Origin of the sequence: Mycolicibacterium neworleansense (assembly GCF_001245615.1) — a bacterium.
GTDB classification, from domain to species: Bacteria; Actinomycetota; Actinomycetes; order Mycobacteriales; family Mycobacteriaceae; genus Mycobacterium; species Mycobacterium neworleansense.
Genome location: NZ_CWKH01000001.1, coordinates 2,960,209 through 2,983,657, shown reverse-complemented (window position 1 = coordinate 2,983,657; position 23,449 = coordinate 2,960,209). Strand labels below are relative to the sequence as shown.

The following is a 23,449-nucleotide window of genomic DNA, read 5'->3' as shown; positions in this document are numbered from 1 at the left end:
ATCCCTCGATGACCTCACGCGCACCGCTGTCCCTCCTTGTCGCCGCGGCCACCGCGGTGTCGGTCCTCGCCGGTTGCGGTTCGGGCACCGAGTCGGAGTCGGCGCAGACATCCACCGCCGGGTGTCGCACGCTCGCCGACAACCCCGGTTGGTACGGCGACAACCGGGACCGGATCGATGCGATGCTCGCGGAAGTGGGGAACTGCGGGGCCACGGGCTCGGTGGCCGACGGCGCACCCGTCGCACTCTTCGACTGGGACAACACCCTGGTGAAGAACGACATCGGCGATGCGACGTTCTTCTGGATGGTGCGCAATGGCAAGGTGCGGGCCCCCGCGAACGGCGACTGGTCGGGCACCAGCCCGTACCTCACCCCACAGGCAGTTGCGGCCCTGACCAAGGCGTGTGCCGCGGCCAAACCGGGCCAGCCGATGCCGACCGACACCGACCTGGGCTGCGCTGATGAGCTGCTGTCGGTCTACACCGATGCCGAGACGCGCACGGACGAGCCGGCGTTCGCCGGGTTCAACGCCCGCCGGGTCGAACCGGCCTACGCATGGAACGCGCAGATGCTGGCCGGCTGGACGGAATCCGAGCTGACCGAGTTCGCCGAGGCCGCTCGTCAGGAGAATATCCAGGCCCCCGAGGGCGCCGAGCAAAAGGTGGGCAGTGGCGAGGAGACCGGCTGGGTGCGCTACTACCCGCAGATGCGGGATCTGGTGGAAACGTTGCGCGCCAACGGTTTCGACGTGCGGGTGATCTCGGCATCGCCGGAGCCGGTGGTGCGGGTATGGGCGGCCGATCTCGGATTCACGCCGGACAAGGTGATGGGCGTGCGGACCGAACTGGACGGTAGGGTGCTCACTTCGAAGCTTGTGCCCTGCGGTGGTGAGACCGCCATCCCCTACATCGAGGGCAAGCGGTGCCGGGTCAACGAGGAGGTCTTCGGCGTCACGGGGCCCGCCGCCTTCGAGCAGCAGGCCGAGCCGAAGCGCGCTGCCTTCGGCGCAGGAGACTCCGACACCGACGTCACCTTCCTCACCGATGCCACCGCTCTGCGCCTGGTGATCAACCGCAACAAGACCGAGCTGATGTGTTCGGCCTACGACAACTCCGATGGCCGCTGGCTGGTGAATCCGATGTTCATCGAGCCGAAGAAGAAGCAGGGTGACCCCTACGAATGCGCGACGGAGGGCTACATCGAGCCCAGCGGTAAGGAAGCCCCGCTGCACCGGCCCGACGGTAGCGTCGTGCCCGACCAGCAGGACTCGGTGTTCTGAGCGCCGAGTGTTGGCTTGTGTGCGAGATTTCTCGAAGAACTCGCACACAAGCCAACGCTCGACCGCGCAAGCCGCGTTTTGACCTGCGAGGACACCCACCGGTAAGCTGCTCCGTTGGTGTGTGCTGCCCTCATGGGCGAGCGGGTCCCGGGTCAACGTCGGTCGCCGGGGCGTCGTAGCGCACTCACCTGACCGGCACCTAACCCGAGATAGAAGAGGTAAGCGCTGTGCCTACGTACACGCCGAAGGCGGGTGACACCACGCGTCAGTGGTACGTCATCGACGCCCAGGACGTGGTGCTCGGCCGGCTCGCCGCTGCAGCTGCCAATCTGCTGCGCGGCAAGCACAAGCCGACGTTCACGCCGAATGTCGACGGTGGCGACTTCGTCATCGTCATCAATGCCGACAAGATTGCCGTCAGCGGCAACAAGCTCACCAACAAGTTCGCTTACAGCCACTCGGGTTACCCGGGCGGTCTGCGCAAGCGCACCATCGGCGAGCTGCTGGAGAAGCACCCGACCCGCGTCGTCGAGAACGCGATCATCGGCATGCTGCCCCACACCAAGCTCGGTCGGCAGATCCAGAAGAAGCTCAAGGTCTACGCCGGCCCGGATCATCCGCACGCCGCGCAGCAGCCGGTTCCGTACGAGATCAAGCAGGTGGCCCAATGACCGAAACGATTGAGAACGGCGACGTCGTCGAAGCCGTGACCGAAAGCGTCGAGGTGGAGCAGGAGCACCGCGAGCCGGTCATCATCGACCGTCCCATCCAGACCGTCGGCCGCCGCAAGGAGGCCGTGGTGCGGGTTCGCCTGGTCCCCGGCACCGGCCAGTTCAACCTGGACGGCCGCACCCTGGAGAACTACTTCCCGAACAAGGTGCACCAGCAGCTGATCAAGGCCCCGCTGGTGACCGTCGACCGCCTCGAGCAGTTCGACATCTACGCCCACCTCGATGGTGGCGGCCCCTCGGGTCAGGCCGGTGCCCTGCGCCTGGCCATCGCCCGTGCGCTGATCCTGGTGCAGCCGGAGGACCGGCCCGCCCTCAAGCGCGCCGGCTTCCTGACGCGTGACCCGCGTGCCATCGAGCGCAAGAAGTACGGCCTCAAGAAGGCCCGCAAGGCGCCTCAGTACAGCAAGCGCTGATCTGTCGCCTTTCTGGCCGAACGAACCCGCCGGGTGTGTCACGTACACACCCGGCGGGTTTGTTTTTGTGTCCGCTCGCTGTCACGGCCGGTTGTTTCCAGTGATATCGCTACGACGATTCCATCGATATTATCGGTGGTATCGTGGCGATCGATAACGGCGATATCACTGGAGGCAAGAATGGCACAGCGGCGCGACTACGACGTCATCATCGTCGGAGCGGGCACTGCCGGTTCGGTCCTGGCTTCGAGGCTCAGCCAGGATCCCGAGGTCCGGGTGTTGTTGATCGAGGCGGGCGGCTCTGTCGCGGAACCGGCGAGTGCGATCCCGCCGCAATGGCAGACTCTGGTGGGCGGTCCATCGGATGCCGGCGGGCTCACGTCAGTGCAGGCGGGCACCGGGACGGCCATCCATGTGGCTCGTGGCCGCGGCCTCGGCGGCTCGTCGTCGATCAATGCCATGATGTTCGCCCGCGGGCACCGCGAGAGCTACGCGGACTGGCCCGTCGGTTGGCAGTTCGACGATCTGCTGCCCTACTTCAAACGCAGTGAAACGGCGCGCACCGGAGATCCGGTCTTGCGCGGGGTCGACGGTCCCCTGCGGGTCGCAAAGGCAGACCCGCCCAACGCTGTGCTGGCCGCGGCTTTGTCAGCTGCCGAACAGTGTGGGTACCCTCTCGTGCGCGACGTCAGCAGCGGTGACGAAATCGGTTTTGGTGCAGCGGATCTGACGATCGACGGCGGACGACGACAGAGTGCGGCAGACGCCTACCTGCAGCCTGCGCTGAGGCGCCCCAATCTCGAACTGGTCTCCGGCGCCGCCGTGCACCGGTTGCTGATCACTGCCGGACGCTGCGTCGGTGTGCAGTTCCGCGGAGCGTCAGACAGCACAGTCACGGAGCGTTTCGCCGCCGAGGTGGTGCTGGCGGCCGGGGCGATCGGGTCGGCCCAACTGCTGATGCTGTCCGGGGTGGGACCACGCGCACACCTGCGGGAGGTCGGTGTCGACGTCGTCCACGATCTGCCCGGAGTGGGGTCCAATCTGCAGGATCATCCGCTCACCGGCGTCATATACCGTGCAGCACAACAAATTCCGACACCACAGAACAACCACGGTGAAGCCATGGGTCTGATCCGCACGACGTCCACCGACGGCCCTCCGGATCTACAGATCTTGCTCGTGGACACAGCTGCCGTCACCGGGCTCGACCTACCCGACACCTATCTGATCGGCGTCTCCGCGATGCAGCCGTACAGCCGCGGCAGCGTCAGGCTGGCCACAGCGCACGCCGACGATGCCCCGGTGGTGGACCCGAACTACCTCAGCGACGAACGGGACTGGAAGGTCATGGTCGAAGGCTTCAGGATCGCCCGCGAAATCGGGGGCGCGCCGGCGTTGTCGACCTGGCGGGGCGAGGAATTGGCTCCTGGTCCCGACGTGGTGGACGAGGATTCGCTACGACAGTTCATCCGGTCCAGCGCCAGCTCCTACTTCCATCCGGTCGGTACGTGCGCGATGGGTGATACGTCGCAGTCAGTCGTCGACGCCGACCTCCGCGTGCACGGCATCGCCAACCTTCGGATCGCGGACGCTTCGGTGATGCCGTCACTGCCGTCGAACAATCCGATGGCAACCGTGTACGGACTGGCCGAGCGGGCATCCGACTTGATCGCTGGTGCTTCGCGTGGCTGGGGTCGAGGCGCTCAGGATGGTGTCTGATCGGCGAGTCGGCTCAGCCATTCCTCCAGCAACGCCCGCTCGGCTGAGCTGAGCGGGACGTCACCGGCTCCCCGCAGTGCCTCGGCAAGAGCCACGGCACGGGCGGGGAGCTCGGTGCTGTGATCGTTCGGTGTCGACGCGCTGTGCAGGATCGCCGCGAAGGCATTCTCACGAACGATCTCCGAAAGTCGAAGATCCCGATCGTCCGGCGCCTGCTGCAGCAGGGTCAGGGTGACGCCGAGGCCCGCGGAATAGATGTAGCGAGTGGCACGGTCGACGCTCATGGCGAGCTTGCCCTCATCACCCAGCTTGGCCACGGTCTCGGCGAGCAGGTTGACGGTTTCGGTCTTGGCGGTGGCGCCCAGCGCACCGGGCCGGCGCGTCGGGGCGTACGCGAGCTGATAGGCGGCGGGATGCTGGAAAGCGAATTCCAGATGCAGGTCCCAGATCTTGCGCAGCTGGTCGAGTGGTTCGGAGGACTCGTCCATGAGCTGGCGCTTGGCCGCGACGTAGTCGCGCAGCAGATAGTGCGTCAGTGCGTCGAGCAAACCGTCCTTGTCGCCGAACTGCCGATAGATGACCGGTGGCTGGACGCCGGCGGCCGCGGCCACGGCGCGCGTGGAGACCGCATCGACGCCGCCTGAGTCGAGGAGCTCGGCGGCCGCCCGCAGCAGATTGTCGGCGTTGCTGGGCCGCTGCTGCTGTGCCGTCACCATGTTTCCGACGATAACAAAATCAGCGGATCACTCGTTACGCCGCCGCGGCCGGGGAAGCCGGCGGTTGATCGAGCTGATTTTCTGACCTCTCAGCTGGGCAGATACCGCCGCGAGGCGATTTTCTGCGGATTCGAGGTTTGAGCCTCGCAAAGACGTGGAAGCCAAGTGCGCGGAGAGCAGGGGGCCGCTTTGTGTCCGCAGGGTGGAGCCCGCAGGACCTTCCTGCCGCCGGTGAACGTCGTTTTTGACGTCGGGGGACCGGGGCCGCTTTCCCACCGGAAGGAGTAATTGTGGGGAACTTCGTGAAGACAGCGACGGCGGGCGCGATGCTCGGTGGTTCGCTTCTGTTTACCGTCGGCCTTGGCGTCGCCAACGCGGCGCCTGACACGGCCGGGGACGGCAAGGTGAATCTCACCCTGGGCAACGTCTCGGTTCTGGAGAACGTCGACGACGCCGCCGCTGCCCAGATCGCGGCCGGGGTGTGCGAGAACACCGACACCGCATCGCTGACCACCGCCGTGCAGGGCGTCGACGCGAACAGCACCGATCACGTGGTCTGCACCAACAACCTCGGGACGATCTCGTTCAGCCAGAACGGCACCGCCGAGCGTCCGGGCAATGCGGCTCAGGGGACCGCTCCGACGCCGCACAGCGTGGCGCCGACGACGCCGCAGGTTCCTGGCGGAAACCACGCCTCGTCTGACAGCGAAGGCAGCTAGCGATTCCGCGCCGACCCCGTCCGTGGATCAGCCGCGGGCGGGGATTCGGTGATCACGATGGCGCATCAATTCAGCCCCGAGATGGCTGCCGACCTCGTCGGTTGTGTTTCCGGCGGCCAATTATGAGAAGTTTAAGGGCATGGGTCGACTGTTCGGCACCGATGGGGTGCGCGGGGTCGCCAATCGCGATCTGACTGCTGAACTGGCAGTAGCACTCGGTTCGGCGGCCGCACGGCGTCTCGGCACCTCGGCGGGACATGGCCGGCGTGTGGCCGTGGTGGGCCGTGATCCGCGGGCCAGCGGCGAGATGCTGGAGGCCGCGGTGATCGCCGGTATCACCAGCGAGGGTGTCGACGTGTTGCGGGTCGGTGTCCTGCCGACACCTGCGGTGGCGTATCTGACCAGCGCTTATGACGCGAATTTCGGGGTGATGATCTCCGCGTCGCACAATCCGATGCCCGACAACGGCATCAAGATCTTCGGTCCCGGCGGGCACAAGCTCGACGACGACGCCGAGGACCGCATCGAAGAACTCGTGCACGCGGGCCCCGGCGGCCGGCCCACCGGTGCCGGTATCGGCCGGGTGCTCGACGCCGAGGACGCACTGGACCGCTACCTGCGGCACGCCTCCAAGGCTGTCACCACGCGGCTGGACGGCCTGACCGTGGTCGTCGACTGTGCGCACGGTGCGGCATCGGCCGCCGCTCCGCGGGCCTACCGGGCCGCGGGCGCCAATGTCATCGCGATCAACGCCGAACCCAACGGCCTCAACATCAACGACGGCTGCGGATCCACCCACATGGAGGTGCTGCAGGCCGCCGTTCTCGAGCACGGCGCCGATCTGGGGCTGGCCCACGACGGCGATGCCGACCGGTGCCTGGCGGTGGACGCCGCGGGCCGGGTTATCGACGGCGACGCGATCATGGTGGTGCTGGCACTGGCCATGCAGGCGGCCGGCGAACTGGCCTCCAACACATTGGTGGCCACCGTGATGAGCAATCTGGGCTTGCACCTGGCCATGCGGGCGGCCGGTATCGACGTCCGCACCACCAGTGTCGGGGACCGCTACGTGCTGGAGGAACTGCGGGCCGGCGAGTTCTCGCTCGGTGGTGAGCAGTCCGGTCACATCGTGTTGCCCGGCCTGGGCACGACCGGTGACGGCATCGTCACCGGCCTGCGGCTGATGTCGCGGATGGCCCAGACGCGCACCACGTTGGCGTCGCTTGCCGAACCGATGCGCACCTTGCCGCAGGTGCTGATCAACGTCCAGGTCGACGACAAGGCTGCCGTGGCCAAGGCGCCGTCCGTGCAGTCCGCGGTGGCCCAGGCCGAGGCTGAACTCGGCGATACCGGCCGAATCCTGTTGCGCCCCTCGGGTACCGAGCAGGTGGTCCGGGTGATGGTCGAGGCCGCCGACGAGAACACGGCGCGCCTGCTCGCGGTGCGGGTGGCCGAATCGGTCAGCGGCCAGTCGGCCTGACGAGCGCTCGCGCGAGGAACATTCAACCCCGAGGGAACCCGATATGGGTTGGCTGCGTCTAAACCGGGCATGGGAGATGTAACTGCCGCCCGAGTCGATACCGATGCGCTGCTTGAGGTGGCGCGCCAGTACGGCGCCGCCGCCGAGATCATCGAGTCCGGCGTCCGGGTGCGGCTGCGGTTCGACGGCGCGACGGCCGGACGGGTGCACGCGGTTTCGGGTGACTCGCTGCGGACCGCGCTCGACGAGCGGATCGCATCCCTGCATCAATGGGCCCGCGCGGCGGGCGAGGTGGCCGCGGTGCTGCGGAGCACCACCGACCGGTACGTCGTTGCAGACGCCGGCGCGGCGGCCCGGGTGGGCTGAGACGTGGTCCAAACCGGTGATGTCGCAGGACGTTTGGATCAGGGCCAGTCCGCGGTCGAGACGATTGCCGAGTTGGTGTGGGCCTGTGGCCTGCTGGGCTACCAGCATCCGGACCTCACCGCGCATGCCGGCCAGGTGCACGACTGGTACGCCACGGAGGACGGCCTGGACCTGCGGATGCTGGACGCCGACTGCACCGCGCTGGCGGCGGCCGCCGGGACGGCAGAGCAGGCGCTGCGGTTGCAGGACGATCAGCCGGCCGTGCTCGACGGGGCGTGGCAGGGGCGCGGTGCCCAGGCTGCGCGTGAATTTCTGCTCCGCCACGGTAGCGCCGCGCAGCAGACCGTCGTCGCCGTGCGCCGAGCGGCCGACACCGTGGCCGCATTGCGTGATCAGCTGTGGCGCGCCGTCGACACCAAGGTCGGCGTGACCGAACGGATCGAGGCGCGATGTGCGGCGCAGCGCGAGCAATGGTTGGCCGCGGCGCGCACAGTGCGGGCCGGTCTCGGAGATCGCGACGCAGCCAGTGAATTGATCGATGCGCGGGTGAAACCGTTCGTCGACACCGACGTCGGCGGCGAGTGGGTTCCGGCAATGCGTGCGGCGACCGCCGCAGTGGCCGACGCCTATGCCGCGGCGATCGCCGCCCTGGCCGACGGCCCGCCTCCGGTGTTCGCGATTCCCGGTGACCTGGGGCCGTCCTGGACGCCGCGCGCCGGCGCTACCGCGGAGTCCTGGGTGGGCAGTGCCCGCACGGCTCCTGCCGGGTTCGTACCGTCGGTCGGTTCCGGCCCGGCGCCGGCGATGCCTTCGGCGGGTTCCGTCGGCATGGCGCCATCGATGCCTCAGATTGCCTCTACTGCACCGACTTTCGCGCCGCCGCCGTTGGATCCGGCCACCCCGGCCGTTGCGCCGGCCGCCGGCACCACCGCAGCCGATCCGGCCTCGGCTTGGGGTTCGTCCCTCGGCGCCGGACTGCCCGGGGCCGGGTTGTCCGGCGCGGGATCCGGGGTGTCCGGTCTCGGCCGGCAACTCGCCGACTTGTTCGGCGGCCTGATCGGCTCGAGTGATAGCGGATCGTCGGGGTTGAACTCCGGCCAGCTCGATGCACCGGAGATCTCCGACGAGGCCGACGAACCGGGCAGCGCCGGGGAGTCGGACGACGAAGAAGAACTCGAACCGGACGACGAAGAAGACGTCGAACCCGATGACGAGGCGCCACCCGAGGACGACGAGGCCACCGACGTGGCCGTTGACGACGAGACGGCCGCGGTGGATCCCGTCGCTGCGCCGGTGCCCGAAGCGACCGCCGTTGAACCGCCCGCCGAGCCGCAGGCCGCACAGCCCGCCGTCGTGCCCCCGGCCGTGCCAGAGGTAGCACCTGCGGCGAAGACACCGTGTGAGATCGCCGCCGACGAGCTGCCCCAGGTCGGCGGCTAGATCGATTGGCAGTGGATTGCGATCCCTGCCAGTGGGACTTTCGGCGCCAGTGACCCGTCCGGGTGTTAGACCTGATTGAGACGTGGATAACAGTCGCCGAGGAAAGTTCGGAGGGGTCTTTCGATGACGATGGAGTCCGAGTGTGAGATCGACGAGATACGTGAGATCGAAGCCGACGCGCCACCCACGCGTTTCGCTCGTGGTTGGCACTGCCTGGGTTTGACCCGTGACCTCGGCGACGGGAAACCGCACGGAATCAATGTCTTCGGTCAGAAGCTCGTGGTGTTCCGGGGCGGGGACGGCAGGATCAACGTGCTCGACGGGTTCTGCCGGCATATGGGCGGAGATCTGGCTCAAGGCCAGGTCAAGGGCAATGAGATCGCCTGCCCATTTCACGATTGGCGGTGGGGCGGTGATGGTCGCTGCAAGAACGTGCCGTACGCCAAGCGCACGCCGCGGCTGGCGCGTACGGCGACCTGGACGGCCCTGGAGCAGGACGGGATGCTGTTCGTCTGGAACGACCCGGAGGGCAATCCTCCGCCGGCCGACGTGACCATTCCGCGCATCGAAGGCGCGAACAGCGATCAGTGGACCGATTGGCATTGGTACACAACGGTTGTCAATGCCAACTGCCGTGAGTTGGTGGACAACGTCGTGGACATGGCGCATTTCTTCTATGTGCATGGATCACTGCCCACGCACTTCAAGAACATCTTCGAAGGCCACATCGCAACGCAGTACATGAACTCCGACACCCGGGCCGATCGCCAGGACGTCGGGGGTCCGACGATGCTCGGCACCACATCGGTGGCGTCGTACTACGGGCCGGCCTTCATGATCGATGACCTGACGTACCACTATGTCGACGCTGACCATCACAGCGTGCTGATCAACTGTCATTACCCGATCGACGCGAATTCGTTTGTCCTGCAATACGGCATCATCGTCAAGAAACCCGAAGGGGTGTCCGACGAGCTGGCCCTGCAGAGCGCCGTCGCGCTGGGCGACTGGGTGAAGGTCGGCTTCGAACAGGATGTGGCGATCTGGAAAACCAAGGCCCGCATCGACAACCCGCTGCTGTGCGAGGAAGACGGGCCGGTGTACCAGCTGCGCCGGTGGTACGAACAGTTCTACGTCGACGCGGGCGATGTGGCGGCCGACATGGTCGACCGATTCGAATACGAGGTCGACACCACGGGCGCGCAGGACGCCTGGAACCGCGAGATCGAACACAACATCGCCGCCCGCTCCACCACCGAGCCGGTGCGATGACCGTCCGTCTCGACCCCCGGCTCGAGGAGTTGCCGATGATGCCGGTGTCGTGCCGCAGCTGCGGTGCCGTCGTGCTGGCACGCAAGAGCAGTTGGACACAGACCAGCGTGCAATGGAACGCCGTGGCGGCCGCTGTCGACGGGGTGTTGCCGCTGGCAGATCACCCGGGGTGAGTCGTCCGGGGCGCTCGTTGACAACTGACGTGGTCACCCGGCACCCCGATTTCTGCGTCAAGATGGTCCGATGAGCGCGACCAAGACCGTCAAGACCGGGCCTGGACGGCCCGCCGGCATCGACAGTGGTGACACCCGGCAGCGGGTCATCGATGCGGCCTGCCGGTGCTTCGCCCAGTTCGGCTACGGACCGGCGACCAACAATCAGATCGCCGAGATGGCCGGCGTGACGGCCGGCTCGGTCTATTACCACTTCGGTACGAAAAACAAGTTGTTCGAGGCGGTCTGCGATGACGTCTACGGCAAGATCCTGGCCAGTGCCGCACCGGCCATGGCCGGTCCGCATTCGATGCACGAACTGTTGCGGGCGGCGCTGACCGAATCGATGCGGATCAACCGCGAGTTTCCCGAGCTGGCCGGTTTCGTGGCGACCGCACCGATCGACGCCCGCCGGCACGAGGAGTTGAGCGCGGGCTTCGCTCGGCAGGGGGTGCGGATGACGGACGCGCTCGCGCGTTCGGTCGTCGAGGGCCAGCGGGGTGGGCTGATCTCCACGGAGTACGACCCCGTTCAGGTGGCGCGGGTGATCGGTGCGATCGTCGACGGTTTCGCGCACGCGGCGTCGGTCACCGAACCGAAGGAGATGGACGGCGTGAACCGGCTGTTCGAATCGTTGCTCCTGAATGCCGCACTCGGAAAGCGTTCTACGGCCGCGACGTCCGGCTGACATCGGTCCGGCAGGTTTTGCGCGGTCGTCAGCCGGTCCTCAGGACGTCTGCGGTTTCGTGGCCAGCACGGACACCGTGGCGGCCTCGATGACGCCATCTCCTCGGTGCGGCCCGTTATGAGCGACGGCAGGCCCGGGGGGAGTGTTCTCAGGGACTGCCCCGGGCGCCGCGGCCCCTAGCTGGTGAGTGAGACGAGCTCCTCGCAGAACCTCACGGTTTCGGCGGAATCGGTGGCCAGCGGGTGCACCAGCATCGTGGTCACCCCGGCCTCGGCGTACGCGGCGAGCCGCTCCTTGACGAACCCCTTCGGCCCGACCAGCGACACGTTGCGCACCAGGTCATCGGGCACGGCTGCGATGGCCTCGGCCTTCTTGCCGGCGAGGAAGAGGTCCTGGATATGGTCGGCGACTTCGCCGTAGCCGTAGCGGGTGGCCAGTTTGTGGTAGAAGTTCTGCCCGCGCGCGCCCATGCCGCCGATGTAGAGCGCCAGCTGGGGTTTCGCCCAGGCGAGGCGGTCGTCGACGTCGTCGCCGATGGCGAGGCTGGCACTGACCATGACGTCCAGCGGTCCCAGCGACGGATCGCGCTTGGCGGTTCCGGCGCGCAGCGCGTCGCCCCACACGTCGTCGGCCTTCTCCGGGAGGTAGAACACCGGCTGCCAGCCTTCGGCGATCTCGGCGGTCAGCTCCACGTTCTTGGGCCCCAGTGCGGCGATGGTGATCGGAATGCGCTCCCGGACAGGGTGATTGATCAGGTGCAGCGACTTACCCAGCCCGGTGCCGCGGTCGGCGGGCAACGGCAGCTGGTAGTACTTGCCGTCGTAATCCAGGTTCTCGCGGCGCCACACCTTGCGGCAGATCTCGACCACCTCGCGGGTACGGCCCAGCGGTGCGTCGAACGGGACGCCGTGGAAGCCCTCCATCACCTGCGGGCCGGAGGTGCCGATGCCGAGGCGGAACCGGCCGTCGGACACATAGTCGACGCCGGCCGCACTCATGGCCAGCAGGGCCGGGGTGCGGGTGTAGATCGGGACCACGCCCGTGCCGAGCTCCATGGTGGAGGTCTTGGCGGCCAGGTAGCCGAGCTGGCTGATCGCATCGTAGGAGTACGCCTCGGCGACTAGGGCGATATCGACGCCTACCTTCTCCAGCTCGACGACTTGGTCGGCTGCTTCTTTGAAGCCGCCGGCATAACTCAGGAAGATGCCAGTGCGCATCGCAGGAGTGTAGCAACCCAACCAGTTGGTTGGGAGGTGCGGTGCCGACGGCAGGCCGGACCCCGATGTCGCGATGCAATGGAGATTGGTCAATAAGGGGCCGTCGGCGGGTACTGAACCGAGGACGACGAGGGTGGCAGCAGTTTATTGTTGTGTTGGGCAACACTGTTCGGCGAGCAGGGCGCGCAGCTGCGCTCGTATGCCGTGGCCTATGTCCGCGACAGCCCGATCAGTTCCGCTGTCAGTGCACGCGCGGCAGTGATCGGCTTGGTGGAGCGCTCCAATTTTGAACCCAGCAGAGCGCCGTCGTAGAGCAATTGGATGTTGCGGGCCAGTGCGGCAGGGGATTCGACGCCCGCCTGGTTCAGCAGCCCGGTCAGTGTGGCCCGCAGCCACTTGCGGTGTGCCCGTACCGGTTCGAGCTCGACGCCGGGGTATTCGGTGGCGGCGTTGGCGTACAGGCAGCCGCGGTAGTCGCGCCGGGTCGCCGAGCGTGACGCGAGGTCGAAGAACGTCAGGATTCGCTGCACCGGATCGTCGACCCCGGCGACCGCGTGCCCCCAGCGGTTGCGATCAGCGTGATCCAAATCGGTGAGGTAGGCGATCACCAACGCGTCTTTGGAGCCGTAGGTGCTGTAAAGGCTGGCCTTGGCGACCCCCGCCTCGCGCAGGATCTGGTCGATGCCGACGGCACGAATGCCCTGGCCGGCGAACAGTTCGGCCGCGGTGTCGAGCAATCGCTGGGCCGGCGGGACGGTGCCGGAGGACGGCGCAGCCTTGGGTGCGGTGGCGGTCTGGGGCGTGCTCATGCCGTCAGCGTAGCCCGGAACGTGCAATAGACAGACCTGTCTGTCTATGCGACTGTCGGTGCCGTTCCACCCCTGCGATGCCGAGGATTGCCACGTGACTCTGTACCTCTACGAAATCACCCCCGACGCCACCGATGCCGCCGCGGTGGGGCAGCTGCTCAAGGCGATCGATAACGAAATCGCCGGGGGTGGTGGCGAACTGATCGAGGCTCAGGTCACCGCTCAGCGCCGGCGGGTCTTCGCGATCGCCGAATTCGCAGAGGATGCGACCGCCCTGGACGCCACGCAACTGGCGGCCGCCACTGTCGCGGGTCCGCATCAGGTTCGGTTGGTCGGCGCGGACCTGTCGGATCTCAAAGCCGCCCGTCCGCGGGCCGGCTACCTGGTCGAGTGGGACCTGCCGGCCGAACTCGACATGGAGTCCTATCTGGCCCGCAAGAAGGCCAACGCGCCCAAGTACGCCGACGTGCCCGAGGTTCAGTTCCTGCGCACCTATGTCCGTGAGGACATGGACAAATGCCTGTGTTTCTACGACGCGCCCGACGAGGCCGCGGTGCGGCGGGCCCGCGACGCGGTGAGCACGCCGATCGACCGCCTGCACGGATTGGACGGGCCGCTGCCGTGACCGCCGCGCTCGCGGAATCCGTCCTGGACCGGGTGGCGCACACCGTCGCCGCTCGCGCCGCCGATCTCGATGAGCAGCGCACCGATGTCCGCACCGATCTGGCCGAACTCGGCCAGGCTGGGCTGCTCGACCTCGAGTTGTCCGACATGGCGCGCGTCATCGACGAGGTATCGGCCAACAGCCTCGCCGTCGGCTTCTCCACTTGGGCCCATCACATGACCATCCGGTACCTGCACGCGGCGCCCGGCGGTGGGTTCGGCGAGCAGGTCAGCAGCCTCGCCGCAGCACGGCGGATCGGCGTCACCGCCATGGCGGCCGGGCTCAAGCAGGTCGCCGGGCTCGGGCAGGTACCGATCACCGGCGACACCGACGGCGCAGGCCTGATCGTCAGCGGACCGATTCGCTGGGCCTCCAACGTGTTTCCCGATGCCCTGATCGTGCTGCCGGTCCGCGTCGGGGACCGGACCCTGGTCGTCGCCGTGGACGCCGGTGCCGACGGTGTGACCGTCAACCCCGCTCCCACGCTCACGGCACTCGGGGCCACCGCGTCCACCTCATTGCGCCTGGACCGGGTTCGGGTTCCGGCACATCACGTGCTCACCACCGACCTGGATGCGTTCGTCGCCGGGATCCGGCCGGCGTTCCTGTTGTTGCAGACGGCGTTCTGCGTCGGCGTCACACGAGCGGCACTGACTGCGGCCACCGAGGCGCACACCGGCCCGCTGGCCCGATTCGGCATCGAACTCGAAGACGCGGTTGCGCGTGGCGACGATGTCAGATCGCGGCTGTATCGCTGGGCTGCGGATCCCGGTGCGGCGAAAGTGCCCGACCTGATCCGGCTGCGACTGGATGCGGCGCGGGTGGCTGTGGACATCACCAGGCTGGAGCTCTCGTTGACCGGCGGCGCCGGCTACACCCTGGGAAGTGCGGCCAACCGGCGGTTCCGGGAAACCGCCTTCCTGCCCGTGCAATCACCCTCGGAAGGACAACTGCGGTGGGAACTCACGCGCTACGAATAGCGAATGGCGCCAGACATTTCGGTGCGACACCGGCACTGACCGATGTCGATCTGCAGATCCGCACGGGAGAGTTTCTCGCGGTGCTGGGTCCCAGTGGCAGCGGCAAGTCGACCCTGCTGCGGATCTGCGCCGGGCTGGACGCCCTGAGCTCCGGCACATTGACCTGGTCGGGCGACGGCAGCCGGCCGCGCACCGGGGTGGTTTTCCAACAGCCCTTGCTGATGCCGTGGCTGACCGTCGCGGACAACGTGGCCTTCGCTCGCCGATTCACCGCGCAGCGCAGCGGCTTCGACGCCCAGGACGCCGCGAAGCTCATCACCAGGTTCGGATTGGACCACCTGGCCGCGCGTTACCCCGACGAGTTGTCGGGTGGACAGGCCCAACGGGTGGCGATCTTGCGTGCCGTCGCCACCCGCCCGCAGCTGCTGCTTCTCGATGAGCCGTTCAGCGCGCTGGACCCGGCGACCCGTAACGATCTGGTCGAGTGGCTCCGGGAGCTGGCACGGGAACTGGACGTCACAGTGGTGCTGGTGACCCACGATGTCGACGAGGCGCTGTCGCTGGCGCAGCGCATCGTGCTGCTCGACGGGGGACGGATCCGCGCGGACTGGACAGTTGGCAATGACGGAACGCCCACGCGCAGTGAGGTTCTCGCCCAGTATCGCGCGGATGCCACGGTGGAGGTGCGGTGACGGTGCTGACCCGGCGCTCGCTGCTGGCCGGAGCGGCTGGACTGACCGCTGCCGGTGGCCTCTTCGGGATCGGGGGACTGGCGCACAGCGCGGTCAGCGGCGCGCCGGGCGCCAAGGATGCGTTGCGGGTGGGCTATCTGCCCATCACCGATGCCGCACCGCTCCTGATGGCCCACAGTGCCGGGCTGTATCCGGCGCGCCCGGTGCTGTTCCGCAGCTGGGCCGCGCTGGCCGAGGCATTCATCACGCGTCAGGTCGACGTGGTGCACCTGCTGATGCCGATGGCTGTCCAGTTGCGCTACACCCTGGGCGCCGGAGTGCGCGTGTTGGGCTGGAACCACACCAACGGATCGGCGCTGACGGTGGCACCGCACATCCGGGAGCTGAGCGATCTGGCCGGCACCCAGGTGGCCATCCCGTTCTGGTGGTCGATCCACAACATCGTCCTGCAGCAACAACTGCGGGCGCATGGTCTGCGACCGGTGTTGCGGCGCAGTGCTTCCCGTGCTGACCGGACCGTGGAACTCATCGTGATGAGCCCATCGGACATGGTGCCCGCCCTGGCCAACGGCACGCTGGGCGGGTACGTGGTGGCCGACCCGTTCAACGCCGTCGCACAGATCAAGAAGATCGGCCACATCCACACCTTCCTCGGTGACGTCTGGCGGGATCATGCCTGCTGTGCGCTGGTCACCCGGGAGGATGTCATCGCGAGCCGCCCACAGGCCGTACAGGCTGTCACCGACGCGGTGGTGGCAGCGCAGCTGCGCATCGACGCCGACCGCGCTGCCGCGGCGGCCGCGCTGACCGGTGGCAGGTATCTCCCGCAGCCGACACCGGCGATCGCACTGGCGCTGACCTACCCGAAACCGCCCTATGCGCTGGCGCATCCGGACTGGCAGCCACAGCGCCTGGGGTTTCAGCCCTTCCCGTATCCGAGCTTCACCCGCCGCCTCGCCGAGGCCATGCACGACACCGTCGTCGACGGCGACCGCCGGTTCCTGGACCGGCTTGACCCCGATGCGGTGCACACCGATCTCGTGGCGGACCACTTCGTCCGCCGATCCCTCACCACTCACGGCGGGGCCGGCGCCTTCGGACTGGCCGCCGACCTCACCCGAACCGAACAGGTGCAACCGCTATGACCGTCGTCAGCGCCAGCAAAGCCCAGGCGTCGGAAGGTGTTTCGAGTTGGTGGGGCCGGCTCGCGCCGCCGGCCATCGCGATCCTGGCCGCCGTGGTGCTGTGGTGGCTCGCGACCTCCGTGCTCAGCGGACCCGAATCGGTGCTGCGTCAGACCGCGCCGCAGCACGTCTTTCCGGCGCTGGCCGAGCTCCTCGAACGCGGTGTGCTGCTCAGCGATCTCGGCGTCAGCCTGTGGCGGTTGTTGATCGGCCTGGCCGTCGCGGCCGTGATCGGGATGCCGCTGGGGTTGTTGATCGGGTCTTCGGGCATCGCCGAACGCGCCGGCGGTCCGATCATCGCCTTCCTGCGGATGATCTCACCACTGTCGTGGACACCGATTGCGCTGGCCGTGTTCGGCATCGGCAACCAGCCCGTGATCTTCCTGATCGCGGTGGCCGCGGTGTGGCCGGTGCTGCTGAACACCGCGGCCGGGGTGCGCGCCGTGGACCCGGGGCTGCTCAATGTGGCGCGCTCATTCCACGCGACGCGCTGGGAGTTGCTGCTCGCGGTGGTCCTGCCGGCGATCCGCGCCCACGTGCAGACCGGGATACGGCTGGCGCTCGGTGTCGCGTGGATCGTTCTCGTGCCCGCCGAGATGCTCGGGGTGCGTTCGGGTCTGGGCTATCAGATCCTGAACGCCCGCGACCAGTTGGCCTACGACCAGGTGGTCGCGGTGATCGTCGTCATCGGCCTGCTGGGTTTCCTACTCGACGCTGCCGCGCGCTGGCTGTTGAACCCGGCCCGTCGCGCCTGACCCGCGGACTCTACGACGGCTTGCGGGATGCCGCGTCGATCGCCGGCAGGTAGATGTCGTCGACCAGCTCGGCGACGGTGCTCGACTGGATCGTGTTGCGGGCGAACAGCAATTCATTTCGCATGAGCGCCAAGATGCTCAGTGCCACCCGGTCGGAAATCTTGGCGGGTCCTATTTCGCCTCGCTCGCGAGCAGCGTCCAGCGCCGCGCGGATCGTGTGGTCGGTCTTCGCCGCCACCTTCGTCTGGAAAGTCTGCAGCGTGGCGTCGTCGGCTTCGGCGATGAGGCTGCGGTAGGTGTTGATTCCGATCTCTTGCCACTGGTTGACCAGCGACTCGACCATGGTCACGATGTCGTCGCGAAGATTCTGGGAAAGTACTTGGGCGCCGGGCGTGCGAAGGGTCGGAAGCGCGTCGGTGACCATCTGAGCCCGAGAACTGTAGCGGCGGTAGAGGACCGGCTTGCCGGTCTTCGCGCGGCGGGCTACGCCTTCGAAGGTGACGCCGGCGTAGCCGCGATCCGTCAGCTCGGCCCAGGTGGCGTCGCGGATCGCCGACATCAGCACGTCGTCCCGGCGCCGCGATGCGGGCTCGGGTTCTGCAGTCGCCTTTCGGTTAGGCACGTTGCGTATCTTAATCGTCCGCGCTAGCCTCTCTGCTATAGGGAACGGAACGTATCTTATTTTCCGGCTCTGGAGCGGACTATTTCACGTGAAGGTGGGAGTTCATGGCTGTTCGATTGCCAGATGTCGCTGACCTCGATCCCGCGGGGCGTGAGGTCTACGACCTATTTCCGGCCAACTTGTCCCGGGGGCTGGCCATGACCGGGTCGAGCGCGAAGCCCTATCTGGCACTCGGCCTTTCATTCCGCACGGGCGTGTTGTCGCCTGAAACGCGGGAGTCGGTGATCTTGCGAGTCGGCGCGGTGACAAGCGCGGAGTACGAGATCCACCACCATGTGGGCGAGGCGCGCGATGCCGGAATCTCGGATTCGGCGATCGGCAACCTGCTGTCAGGGGCGACATCGTTCGGAGACCGACGGGTCGATGTGCTCGTCGCTTTCGTCGATGCGCTGCTGGCGCGGATCAAAGGTGGGGGAGCGGACACCGCGCGCATACAGGAGTTCTACTCCGACAACGAAATCGCCGAAATCGTCTTGCTCACGGGGCACTACGTGATGACCGCGCTGTTCATCAACACGCTGGGCATCGTCCCCGAGGAGGGCGACGTCGATACCGCGAGCGTTCTGGCCCAAGCCACCGCCAAACTCGACCGAGAACGAATGATGGACGGACGATGACAGACGAAATTCCTTTTCAGGAAGGCTTGTTCGATCTCGGCCGCGGAGCGCATGTGTTTCTCTCCGGCAACGAGGCGCTCGGTCTGGCCAACGCGGGTCTGGTGGTCAGCGCCGGTGAAGCACTGGTGATCGACACGCTCTATGACGTGCAGCATGCGCGGGCAATGTGCGCCTGCATGGCCGAACTGACCGCAACTGCGCCGGTGCGGTACGTCTTCAATACCCACACCGATGGCGACCACTTCTTCGGCAACCAGGTGTTCTCCGCCGATACCGAGATCATCACCACCGAAGCTGCCAGCGCGCTGATGACTCAGGAACATGTCGACCTGACTGCGAAACTGCTTGGCACGGAGACCAAACCCGGCGGCACCCTGCACGCACTGGAACCGCTGGGCCGGCCATTCAACTTTTCTGAGGTGCAGGTGCGGCCCGCGGACACCACATTTGCCGGAGAAAAGGCTCTGCGCGTGGGTAACCTCGACGTCGAGCTTCACGAGCTCGGGCCGGCGCACACCGTCGGTGACGCCATCGCCTATCTGCCAGAGTTGGGTGTGTTGTACGCGGGAGATCTGCTGACTCACAACGTCGTTGCGGTCACATGGTCGGGTTCGATCCCGAACTGGATCAAAGCGCTGGAGCGTATCCGCTCTTTCGGGGCTCAGAAAGTCGTCGCAGGGCACGGCCCTGTACTCATCGAAGACGAGATCAACGCGGCCATCGATCGCGGAATCCGATTCTGGTCGAACCTGCACACCGACGCGACGCGGCTCTACGACCAGGGTGTCCCGGTGGCCGAGGCGGTCGCTCGAATGGACATCCGAAACTATCCGGAAGCCATGGCGACGCTACCGGTCATCGTCACCGCGATCTACCACGAACGCGACCCGAACATCCCGTATCTGGACCTCAGCCAGGCGATCGAGTCCATCGCTTCGCAACTGACTCAGCACACCACCGCGTCGTGACGGTGCCGCCCATCACCCGACGGTGCGGATCAGCTTCTTGTTGACGAATTCGCTGATGCCGAGCGTGCCGAGTTCGCGGCCGAAGCCGGAACGCTTGATGCCGCCGAAGGGCAGTTCCACCCCATCGGCCTGGACGCCGTTGATGAACACCATGCCGGCGTCGATCTTCGCGGCCACCCGCTTGGCTTGTTCCGCGTCGGTGGTGAAGACGTAGGAGCCCAGACCGAACGGGGTGTCGTTGGCCAGCGCCAGGGCCTCGTCCTCCGAACCTGCCTTGAAGACCATCGCGACAGGCCCGAACAGTTCCTGGTGGTAGACGTCGTTGTCGGGCTTGACGTTGGTCAGCACGCCGGTCGGGAAGAACGCGCCGTTGCGTTCGCCCGCACTGGTCAGCGTCGCGCCTTGTTCTACGGCGATGTCCACCTGTGCCTGCAATCGATCGGCGGCCAATTCCGATGACAGCGGGGTGATGTCGTCGGCAGCGGCGAGCACGGCCGCGGTGAACTTCTCCAGGAACGCGTCGTAGAGGTCGTCGGCCACGATGAACCGCTTCGCGGCGTTGCACGCCTGCCCGGTGTTGTCCAGGCGGGCCGCCGCCGCCTTGGCGACGGTGTCGTCGAGATCGTCGGTGGACAGCAGGATGAACGGGTCCGAACCACCCAGTTCCAGGACGACCTTCTTCAGGTTGCGTCCGGCGATCTCGGCGACGGCTGCACCGGCCCGCTCGGAGCCGGTCAGCGAAACCGCAGCCACCCGTGGATCTTCGATGAGTTTGGCCACCTGCTCGTTGGTGGCGTAGATGTTGACGTACGCCCCGGCCGGGAAACCGGCGTCGTCGAAGATCTGCTGGATTGCCGCGGCCGACTCCGGGCACTGCGGGGCATGCTTGAGCAGGATCGTGTTGCCCACACACAGATTGGGGCCGGCGAACCGGGCGACCTGGTAGGCCGGGAAGTTCCACGGCATGATCCCCAGGAGGACACCGTAGGGGCTGTTCGTGATCACCGCTTCGCCCGTGCCGTCGAGCAGTTCGATCGGCTGGTCGCGCAGGAGCTCCTCGGCGTGGTCGGCGTAGTACTCGTAGATCGAGGCGCTGAACTTCACTTCGCCGATGGCGGCGCCGAGCGGCTTGCCCATCTCACGGACGATGATCGCGCCGAGTTCGTCGGCGCGCTCGGCATGCAACTCTCCGATGCGACGGATGAGGGCTGCGCGCTCGGCAACGGTCGTCTCGCGTGCCCACGTCTTGGCCGCTGTCACGGCAACCGACAGGGCATTGTCGATCTCGGTGTCGGTGGCGGTCGGATACTCCTTGACGACATCGCCGGTGGCTGGGTCGGTCACGACGTACAGGCTCATTGGTGGTTCTCCAGTCTTTGCGTGGTCAGTACAGTTCGATGACGAGTTTGTCGCTGAGAGAGCGGGATACGCACAGCGCCATTTCCTCGTTGTTGGCCTTGACGGTTGCCGACAGGCAGTTGTCGCGGTGATCCGGAACGCCCTCGACGACACCGGAGACGCAGGATCCGCAGATGCCCTCCCCGCACGATCTGAACACGTCGCAACCGGCTTCCTCGAGTACGTCGAGAATCGAGCGGTCGGCCGGGATCTCGAACACCTCACCGGTGTTCAGTTCGACGGTGAACGCCTTGTCGCCGGATGTGTCGACTTCTTTCGGTGTGAAGGCCTCGAGGTGGATGTGATCGGCACCGACGGCGGGGGTGAATGCGGCAACCACTTGGTCCATGAACCCTTCTGGGCCGCAGGTGTATATGTGTGTCTCGGCCGAGATGGTCGATGCCATCTGCTCGAACAGCGCGGGCTGCTCGGTTCGCGGTACGCCGATGTGCAGGGTGACGAACTCGCGGTATTCGACTCGTTCGGTGAGGAAGTCGTCGAAAGCCATCTCCTCCCGTGACCGGGCGAAGTAGTGCAGCTCGAAGTCGGCGCCCCAGCTGTACAGCTCGAAAGCCATGCTCATCAGCGGCGTGAGGCCGATACCGCCGGCGATCAGAATGTGCTTGGTCGCCTCGGGGACGATGCCGAGCATGTTGCGCGGCTTGCTGATCTTCAGGTGGTCTCCGACCTTGAGCTCGTGCATGGCGGCTGACCCGCCCTGAGTCCCTTCCTTTTTCACCGCGACCCACATCGACGAATCGTCTTTCGGCGAGCCGGCCAGTGAATACTGGCGAAGCACCCCGGTGGGCCCGGTCACGTCGATGTGGGCACCGGAACGCCACTCGCTGAAGGGGGACCCGTCGAGCTGCTCCAGGCGCAGACCTCGGATTTCCGGTGTCTCGACCTGGATCTCGGCGATCCGGACGACGATGCTGTTTTCCATCATCGGGCTCCCAGGTCGGGCTGACCGGCGGCGATGAAGCCGGCAAGCAGCTGGTACAGCGGTTCCAGGGGGCCGTCGTCGTCTTCCGGGTGGAACTGGACACCCAGCACCCAGTCCGTTGGGTGCTCAACGCCTTCGACGATGCCGTCGAGAGCCCGGGCGGCGACGACGAGCTCATCTGCCACCTCATCGACGGCCTGGTGGTGTCCGGACCGGACGACGAGGGGGCCGGCCCCCAGGATGACGGCCAGCCGGGTCCCGGGTAGTACCTCGACCTTCTCGTCGATGAAAAGGTGTTCGCCCGGCCCGCCGCGGTGCAGCTGGTAGTCGGTGATGTCCCCGATGATGGTGCCGCCGTAGCAGACGTTGATCAGCTGCGAACCGCGGCAGATGCCCAGCACCGGCCGACCGGCATCGACGTAGGCCCGGATCATGTCGAGACTGACGCGGTCCGCTTGTTCGTCGACCCCATAGGAGTTCGGCAGTGTGCCGTCGAGCCCGCCGTAGCAGGCCGCGGCGATGTCGCCACCACCGAGCACCAGCAGGCCGTCGGCATCGACGACCACGTCGACGGACCCGGGTTCGGAGGTGTCCACCAGCTCGAAGCTGGCATCGAGCTCGGCCAGTGCCGTCAGGGCCGTACGGGTGAAGCGGCGGTGCAGCGCCGCGACCGATGCGGTGAGATCGGGGAAGTTCAGTGACACCAACACCGCGATGTGCTGCCGTCCCGGCTCCCGGGAACGTGTGCCGGACGGTTCGACCTCGTCGCGCAGGACGACGGGGTTGTTCATACAAAGGCCTCCATCCTGGATTTGGCGGCTCGTTCGGAGAGGTCGGCGAAAAGCGCAGCGTCAGTGCGCGAGGATGCATGCAGATCCTCGGGATGCCATTGCACGGCAAGCACATTCCCGCCGGTGTGTTCGAGAGCTTCCACGCACCCGTCGTCGGCGGTGGCGACGATCCGCAGGTCGGCACCGATCACCCCGACCGCCTGGTGGTGATACGACGACACCGGGACCCGGGCGGACCCGACGACCTCGATCAGCCGGCTGCCCTCGGCCACCACCACGTCGTGCACGGCGTTCCCGTGTGCGACGTCGCTCGGTGGTAGGTGCTGGATCAGATCTCCGCCCTGCACCACGTTGAGGATCTGCATACCGCGGCAGATCGCCAGCGTCGGGATGCCGAGCCGCACGGCACAGGACATCACCGCGATGTCGAACGCATCCTGGTGTGCCACAGGATCTTCGGTCTCCGCGACGGGCTCCTGGCCATAGTGCCGCGGGTCCAGGTCAGCTCCGCCGGGCATACAGATGCCGTCGAACCGGGCCAGTCGGTCGGCCAGCTCGGCGGCAGGCGCGCCGTCCGGTCCGTGCAGCACGAGTGGTTCACCGCCGCCGGCCCACACCGCCTCGCAGATGGCCTCTGCGGCCAGCGTCGCGCTGAAGCGCAGGATCGGCACGCGGGCCGCGCGCCGTCCCGGCACCGCGATCAGTGGTCGCAT

General features: G+C 66.9%; 25 protein-coding genes and 1 pseudogene. 18 read left to right on the top strand and 8 right to left on the bottom strand.

What is annotated here, in order from left to right; translation table 11 throughout:
* Positions 1-8 precede the first annotated feature (8 nt).
* The 4 genes from BN2156_RS14250 (at position 9) to BN2156_RS14235 (ending at position 4,143) form a co-directional block, all read left to right on the top strand.
* A complete protein-coding gene (locus BN2156_RS14250) occupies positions 9-1,280 on the top strand; it encodes an HAD family hydrolase (protein WP_090514853.1) in 1,272 nt (423 codons plus the stop codon).
* A 227-nt stretch (positions 1,281-1,507) separates the two neighbouring features.
* Entirely contained in the window at positions 1,508-1,951 is a 444-nt protein-coding gene (gene rplM, locus BN2156_RS14245) for a 50S ribosomal protein L13 (RefSeq protein WP_090514850.1), read from the top strand.
* Entirely contained in the window at positions 1,948-2,424 is a 477-nt protein-coding gene (gene rpsI, locus BN2156_RS14240; protein WP_235625306.1) for a 30S ribosomal protein S9, read from the top strand. Before rplM ends, rpsI begins: the two co-directional genes overlap by 4 nt.
* A gap of 180 nt (positions 2,425-2,604) precedes the next feature.
* The gene (locus tag BN2156_RS14235; protein WP_090514847.1) at positions 2,605-4,143 is read left to right on the top strand and encodes a GMC family oxidoreductase; all 1,539 of its coding nucleotides are present in this window, start codon (positions 2,605-2,607) and stop codon (positions 4,141-4,143) included.
* Here the strand turns inward: BN2156_RS14235 and BN2156_RS14230 are convergent.
* Complete coding sequence (locus BN2156_RS14230) at positions 4,128-4,859, bottom strand: TetR/AcrR family transcriptional regulator (RefSeq protein ID WP_090514843.1); 732 nt, start codon at positions 4,857-4,859, stop codon at positions 4,128-4,130. The two genes, BN2156_RS14235 and BN2156_RS14230, sit on opposite strands and share 16 nt — an antisense overlap.
* Positions 4,860-5,149: 290 nt before the next feature.
* Between BN2156_RS14230 and BN2156_RS14225 the strand changes: the two genes are divergently transcribed.
* The 7 genes and pseudogenes from BN2156_RS14225 (at position 5,150) to BN2156_RS14195 (ending at position 11,036) form a co-directional block, all read left to right on the top strand.
* The gene (locus BN2156_RS14225; RefSeq protein WP_235625305.1) at positions 5,150-5,578 is read left to right on the top strand and encodes a hypothetical protein; all 429 of its coding nucleotides are present in this window, start codon (positions 5,150-5,152) and stop codon (positions 5,576-5,578) included.
* Positions 5,579-5,717: 139 nt separating this feature from the next.
* Positions 5,718-7,058, top strand: a complete 1,341-nt coding sequence (gene glmM / locus BN2156_RS14220) for a phosphoglucosamine mutase (protein ID WP_090514840.1) — start codon at positions 5,718-5,720, stop codon at positions 7,056-7,058.
* 69 nt (positions 7,059-7,127) lie between these two features.
* Positions 7,128-7,424: a type VII secretion target gene (locus BN2156_RS14215; RefSeq protein WP_090514837.1), complete on the top strand. Its 297-nt coding sequence runs from the start codon at positions 7,128-7,130 to the stop codon at positions 7,422-7,424.
* Positions 7,425-7,427: 3 nt separating this feature from the next.
* Positions 7,428-8,864 carry a hypothetical protein gene (locus BN2156_RS14210; protein WP_090514834.1) on the top strand — a complete coding sequence of 479 codons (1,437 nt, stop codon included), beginning with the start codon at positions 7,428-7,430 and terminating at the stop codon, positions 8,862-8,864.
* Positions 8,865-8,993: 129 nt separating this feature from the next.
* Positions 8,994-10,136 (top strand): 3-ketosteroid-9-alpha-monooxygenase, oxygenase component, encoded by a 1,143-nt coding sequence (locus BN2156_RS14205; protein WP_162839235.1) that lies wholly within the window; start codon positions 8,994-8,996, stop codon positions 10,134-10,136.
* Positions 10,133-10,267, top strand: a pseudogene (locus BN2156_RS14200) (ferredoxin); the annotation flags it as partial. The gene BN2156_RS14205 and the pseudogene BN2156_RS14200, both read left to right, overlap by 4 nt.
* A 112-nt stretch (positions 10,268-10,379) precedes the next feature.
* The gene (locus BN2156_RS14195) at positions 10,380-11,036 is read left to right on the top strand and encodes a TetR/AcrR family transcriptional regulator (RefSeq protein ID WP_090514829.1); all 657 of its coding nucleotides are present in this window, start codon (positions 10,380-10,382) and stop codon (positions 11,034-11,036) included.
* Between the two features lie 176 nt (positions 11,037-11,212).
* Here the strand turns inward: BN2156_RS14195 and BN2156_RS14190 are convergent, their stop codons facing one another.
* Positions 11,213-12,253, bottom strand: a complete 1,041-nt coding sequence (locus tag BN2156_RS14190) for an LLM class F420-dependent oxidoreductase (RefSeq protein WP_090514827.1) — start codon at positions 12,251-12,253, stop codon at positions 11,213-11,215.
* A 209-nt stretch (positions 12,254-12,462) separates the two neighbouring features.
* A complete protein-coding gene (locus tag BN2156_RS14185; protein ID WP_090514824.1) occupies positions 12,463-13,062 on the bottom strand; it encodes a TetR/AcrR family transcriptional regulator in 600 nt (199 codons plus the stop codon).
* 94 nt (positions 13,063-13,156) lie between these two features.
* Here BN2156_RS14185 and BN2156_RS14180 point away from each other — a divergent pair, with 94 nt between their 5' ends.
* From BN2156_RS14180 to BN2156_RS14160, 5 genes are read left to right on the top strand one after another with little or no spacing between them, the layout of a single operon-like run.
* Entirely contained in the window at positions 13,157-13,687 is a 531-nt protein-coding gene (locus BN2156_RS14180) for a DUF4242 domain-containing protein (RefSeq protein WP_090515922.1), read from the top strand.
* Positions 13,684-14,706 (top strand): acyl-CoA dehydrogenase family protein, encoded by a 1,023-nt coding sequence (locus BN2156_RS14175; protein WP_090514821.1) that lies wholly within the window; start codon positions 13,684-13,686, stop codon positions 14,704-14,706. The genes BN2156_RS14180 and BN2156_RS14175 overlap by 4 nt, the downstream gene beginning before the upstream one ends.
* Positions 14,682-15,398, top strand: a complete 717-nt coding sequence (locus BN2156_RS14170; protein ID WP_090514818.1) for an ABC transporter ATP-binding protein — start codon at positions 14,682-14,684, stop codon at positions 15,396-15,398. The genes BN2156_RS14175 and BN2156_RS14170 overlap by 25 nt, the downstream gene beginning before the upstream one ends.
* Positions 15,395-16,543, top strand: a complete 1,149-nt coding sequence (locus tag BN2156_RS14165; RefSeq protein WP_090514815.1) for an ABC transporter substrate-binding protein — start codon at positions 15,395-15,397, stop codon at positions 16,541-16,543. Before BN2156_RS14170 ends, BN2156_RS14165 begins: the two co-directional genes overlap by 4 nt.
* Positions 16,540-17,337: an ABC transporter permease gene (locus tag BN2156_RS14160; protein ID WP_090514812.1), complete on the top strand. Its 798-nt coding sequence runs from the start codon at positions 16,540-16,542 to the stop codon at positions 17,335-17,337. Before BN2156_RS14165 ends, BN2156_RS14160 begins: the two co-directional genes overlap by 4 nt.
* Positions 17,338-17,347: 10 nt before the next feature.
* Here the strand turns inward: BN2156_RS14160 and BN2156_RS14155 are convergent, their stop codons facing one another.
* Positions 17,348-17,896 carry a TetR/AcrR family transcriptional regulator gene (locus BN2156_RS14155; protein WP_090515920.1) on the bottom strand — a complete coding sequence of 183 codons (549 nt, stop codon included), beginning with the start codon at positions 17,894-17,896 and terminating at the stop codon, positions 17,348-17,350.
* A gap of 167 nt (positions 17,897-18,063) precedes the next feature.
* On the opposite strand from BN2156_RS14155, the gene BN2156_RS14150 reads away from it, so the two are divergent.
* On the top strand, positions 18,064-18,636 hold the full coding sequence (locus BN2156_RS14150) for a carboxymuconolactone decarboxylase family protein (protein WP_090514809.1): 573 nt from the start codon (positions 18,064-18,066) through the stop codon (positions 18,634-18,636).
* Positions 18,633-19,604 (top strand): MBL fold metallo-hydrolase, encoded by a 972-nt coding sequence (locus BN2156_RS14145; RefSeq protein WP_090514807.1) that lies wholly within the window; start codon positions 18,633-18,635, stop codon positions 19,602-19,604. The genes BN2156_RS14150 and BN2156_RS14145 overlap by 4 nt, the downstream gene beginning before the upstream one ends.
* Positions 19,605-19,616: 12 nt before the next feature.
* Here BN2156_RS14145 and BN2156_RS14140 read toward each other — a convergent pair whose 3' ends face one another.
* From BN2156_RS14140 to BN2156_RS14125, 4 genes are read right to left on the bottom strand one after another with little or no spacing between them, the layout of a single operon-like run.
* Positions 19,617-20,963 carry an NAD-dependent succinate-semialdehyde dehydrogenase gene (locus BN2156_RS14140; RefSeq protein ID WP_090514805.1) on the bottom strand — a complete coding sequence of 449 codons (1,347 nt, stop codon included), beginning with the start codon at positions 20,961-20,963 and terminating at the stop codon, positions 19,617-19,619.
* A 25-nt stretch (positions 20,964-20,988) separates the two neighbouring features.
* A complete protein-coding gene (locus BN2156_RS14135; RefSeq protein WP_090514802.1) occupies positions 20,989-21,945 on the bottom strand; it encodes a PDR/VanB family oxidoreductase in 957 nt (318 codons plus the stop codon).
* Complete coding sequence (locus tag BN2156_RS14130; protein ID WP_090514799.1) at positions 21,945-22,736, bottom strand: gamma-glutamyl-gamma-aminobutyrate hydrolase family protein; 792 nt, start codon at positions 22,734-22,736, stop codon at positions 21,945-21,947. The genes BN2156_RS14135 and BN2156_RS14130 overlap by 1 nt, the downstream gene beginning before the upstream one ends.
* On the bottom strand, positions 22,733-23,449 hold the full coding sequence (locus BN2156_RS14125; protein WP_090514796.1) for a gamma-glutamyl-gamma-aminobutyrate hydrolase family protein: 717 nt from the start codon (positions 23,447-23,449) through the stop codon (positions 22,733-22,735). The genes BN2156_RS14130 and BN2156_RS14125 overlap by 4 nt, the downstream gene beginning before the upstream one ends.

Excerpts from the sequence above, each read along its gene's own strand:
- glmM (WP_090514840.1), top strand. The coding sequence starts at position 5,718 with ATGGGTCGACTGTTCGGCACCGATGGGGTGCGCGGGGTCGCCAATCGC.
- BN2156_RS14230 (WP_090514843.1), bottom strand. The coding sequence starts at position 4,859 with ATGGTGACGGCACAGCAGCAGCGGCCCAGCAACGCCGACAATCTGCTG.
- BN2156_RS14140 (WP_090514805.1), bottom strand. The coding sequence starts at position 20,963 with ATGAGCCTGTACGTCGTGACCGACCCAGCCACCGGCGATGTCGTCAAG.
- BN2156_RS14185 (WP_090514824.1), bottom strand. The coding sequence starts at position 13,062 with ATGAGCACGCCCCAGACCGCCACCGCACCCAAGGCTGCGCCGTCCTCC.
- BN2156_RS14195 (WP_090514829.1), top strand. The coding sequence starts at position 10,380 with ATGAGCGCGACCAAGACCGTCAAGACCGGGCCTGGACGGCCCGCCGGC.
- BN2156_RS14235 (WP_090514847.1), top strand. The coding sequence starts at position 2,605 with ATGGCACAGCGGCGCGACTACGACGTCATCATCGTCGGAGCGGGCACT.
- BN2156_RS14135 (WP_090514802.1), bottom strand. The coding sequence starts at position 21,945 with ATGGAAAACAGCATCGTCGTCCGGATCGCCGAGATCCAGGTCGAGACA.
- BN2156_RS14125 (WP_090514796.1), bottom strand. The coding sequence starts at position 23,449 with ATGCGACCACTGATCGCGGTGCCGGGACGGCGCGCGGCCCGCGTGCCG.
- BN2156_RS14160 (WP_090514812.1), top strand. The coding sequence starts at position 16,540 with ATGACCGTCGTCAGCGCCAGCAAAGCCCAGGCGTCGGAAGGTGTTTCG.
- BN2156_RS14215 (WP_090514837.1), top strand. The coding sequence starts at position 7,128 with ATGGGAGATGTAACTGCCGCCCGAGTCGATACCGATGCGCTGCTTGAG.
- BN2156_RS14145 (WP_090514807.1), top strand. The coding sequence starts at position 18,633 with ATGACAGACGAAATTCCTTTTCAGGAAGGCTTGTTCGATCTCGGCCGC.
- BN2156_RS14205 (WP_162839235.1), top strand. The coding sequence starts at position 8,994 with ATGGAGTCCGAGTGTGAGATCGACGAGATACGTGAGATCGAAGCCGAC.
- rpsI (WP_235625306.1), top strand. The coding sequence starts at position 1,948 with ATGACCGAAACGATTGAGAACGGCGACGTCGTCGAAGCCGTGACCGAA.
- BN2156_RS14155 (WP_090515920.1), bottom strand. The coding sequence starts at position 17,896 with ATGTCGGCGATCCGCGACGCCACCTGGGCCGAGCTGACGGATCGCGGC.
- BN2156_RS14190 (WP_090514827.1), bottom strand. The coding sequence starts at position 12,253 with ATGCGCACTGGCATCTTCCTGAGTTATGCCGGCGGCTTCAAAGAAGCA.
- BN2156_RS14150 (WP_090514809.1), top strand. The coding sequence starts at position 18,064 with ATGGCTGTTCGATTGCCAGATGTCGCTGACCTCGATCCCGCGGGGCGT.
- BN2156_RS14130 (WP_090514799.1), bottom strand. The coding sequence starts at position 22,736 with ATGAACAACCCCGTCGTCCTGCGCGACGAGGTCGAACCGTCCGGCACA.
- BN2156_RS14250 (WP_090514853.1), top strand. The coding sequence starts at position 9 with ATGACCTCACGCGCACCGCTGTCCCTCCTTGTCGCCGCGGCCACCGCG.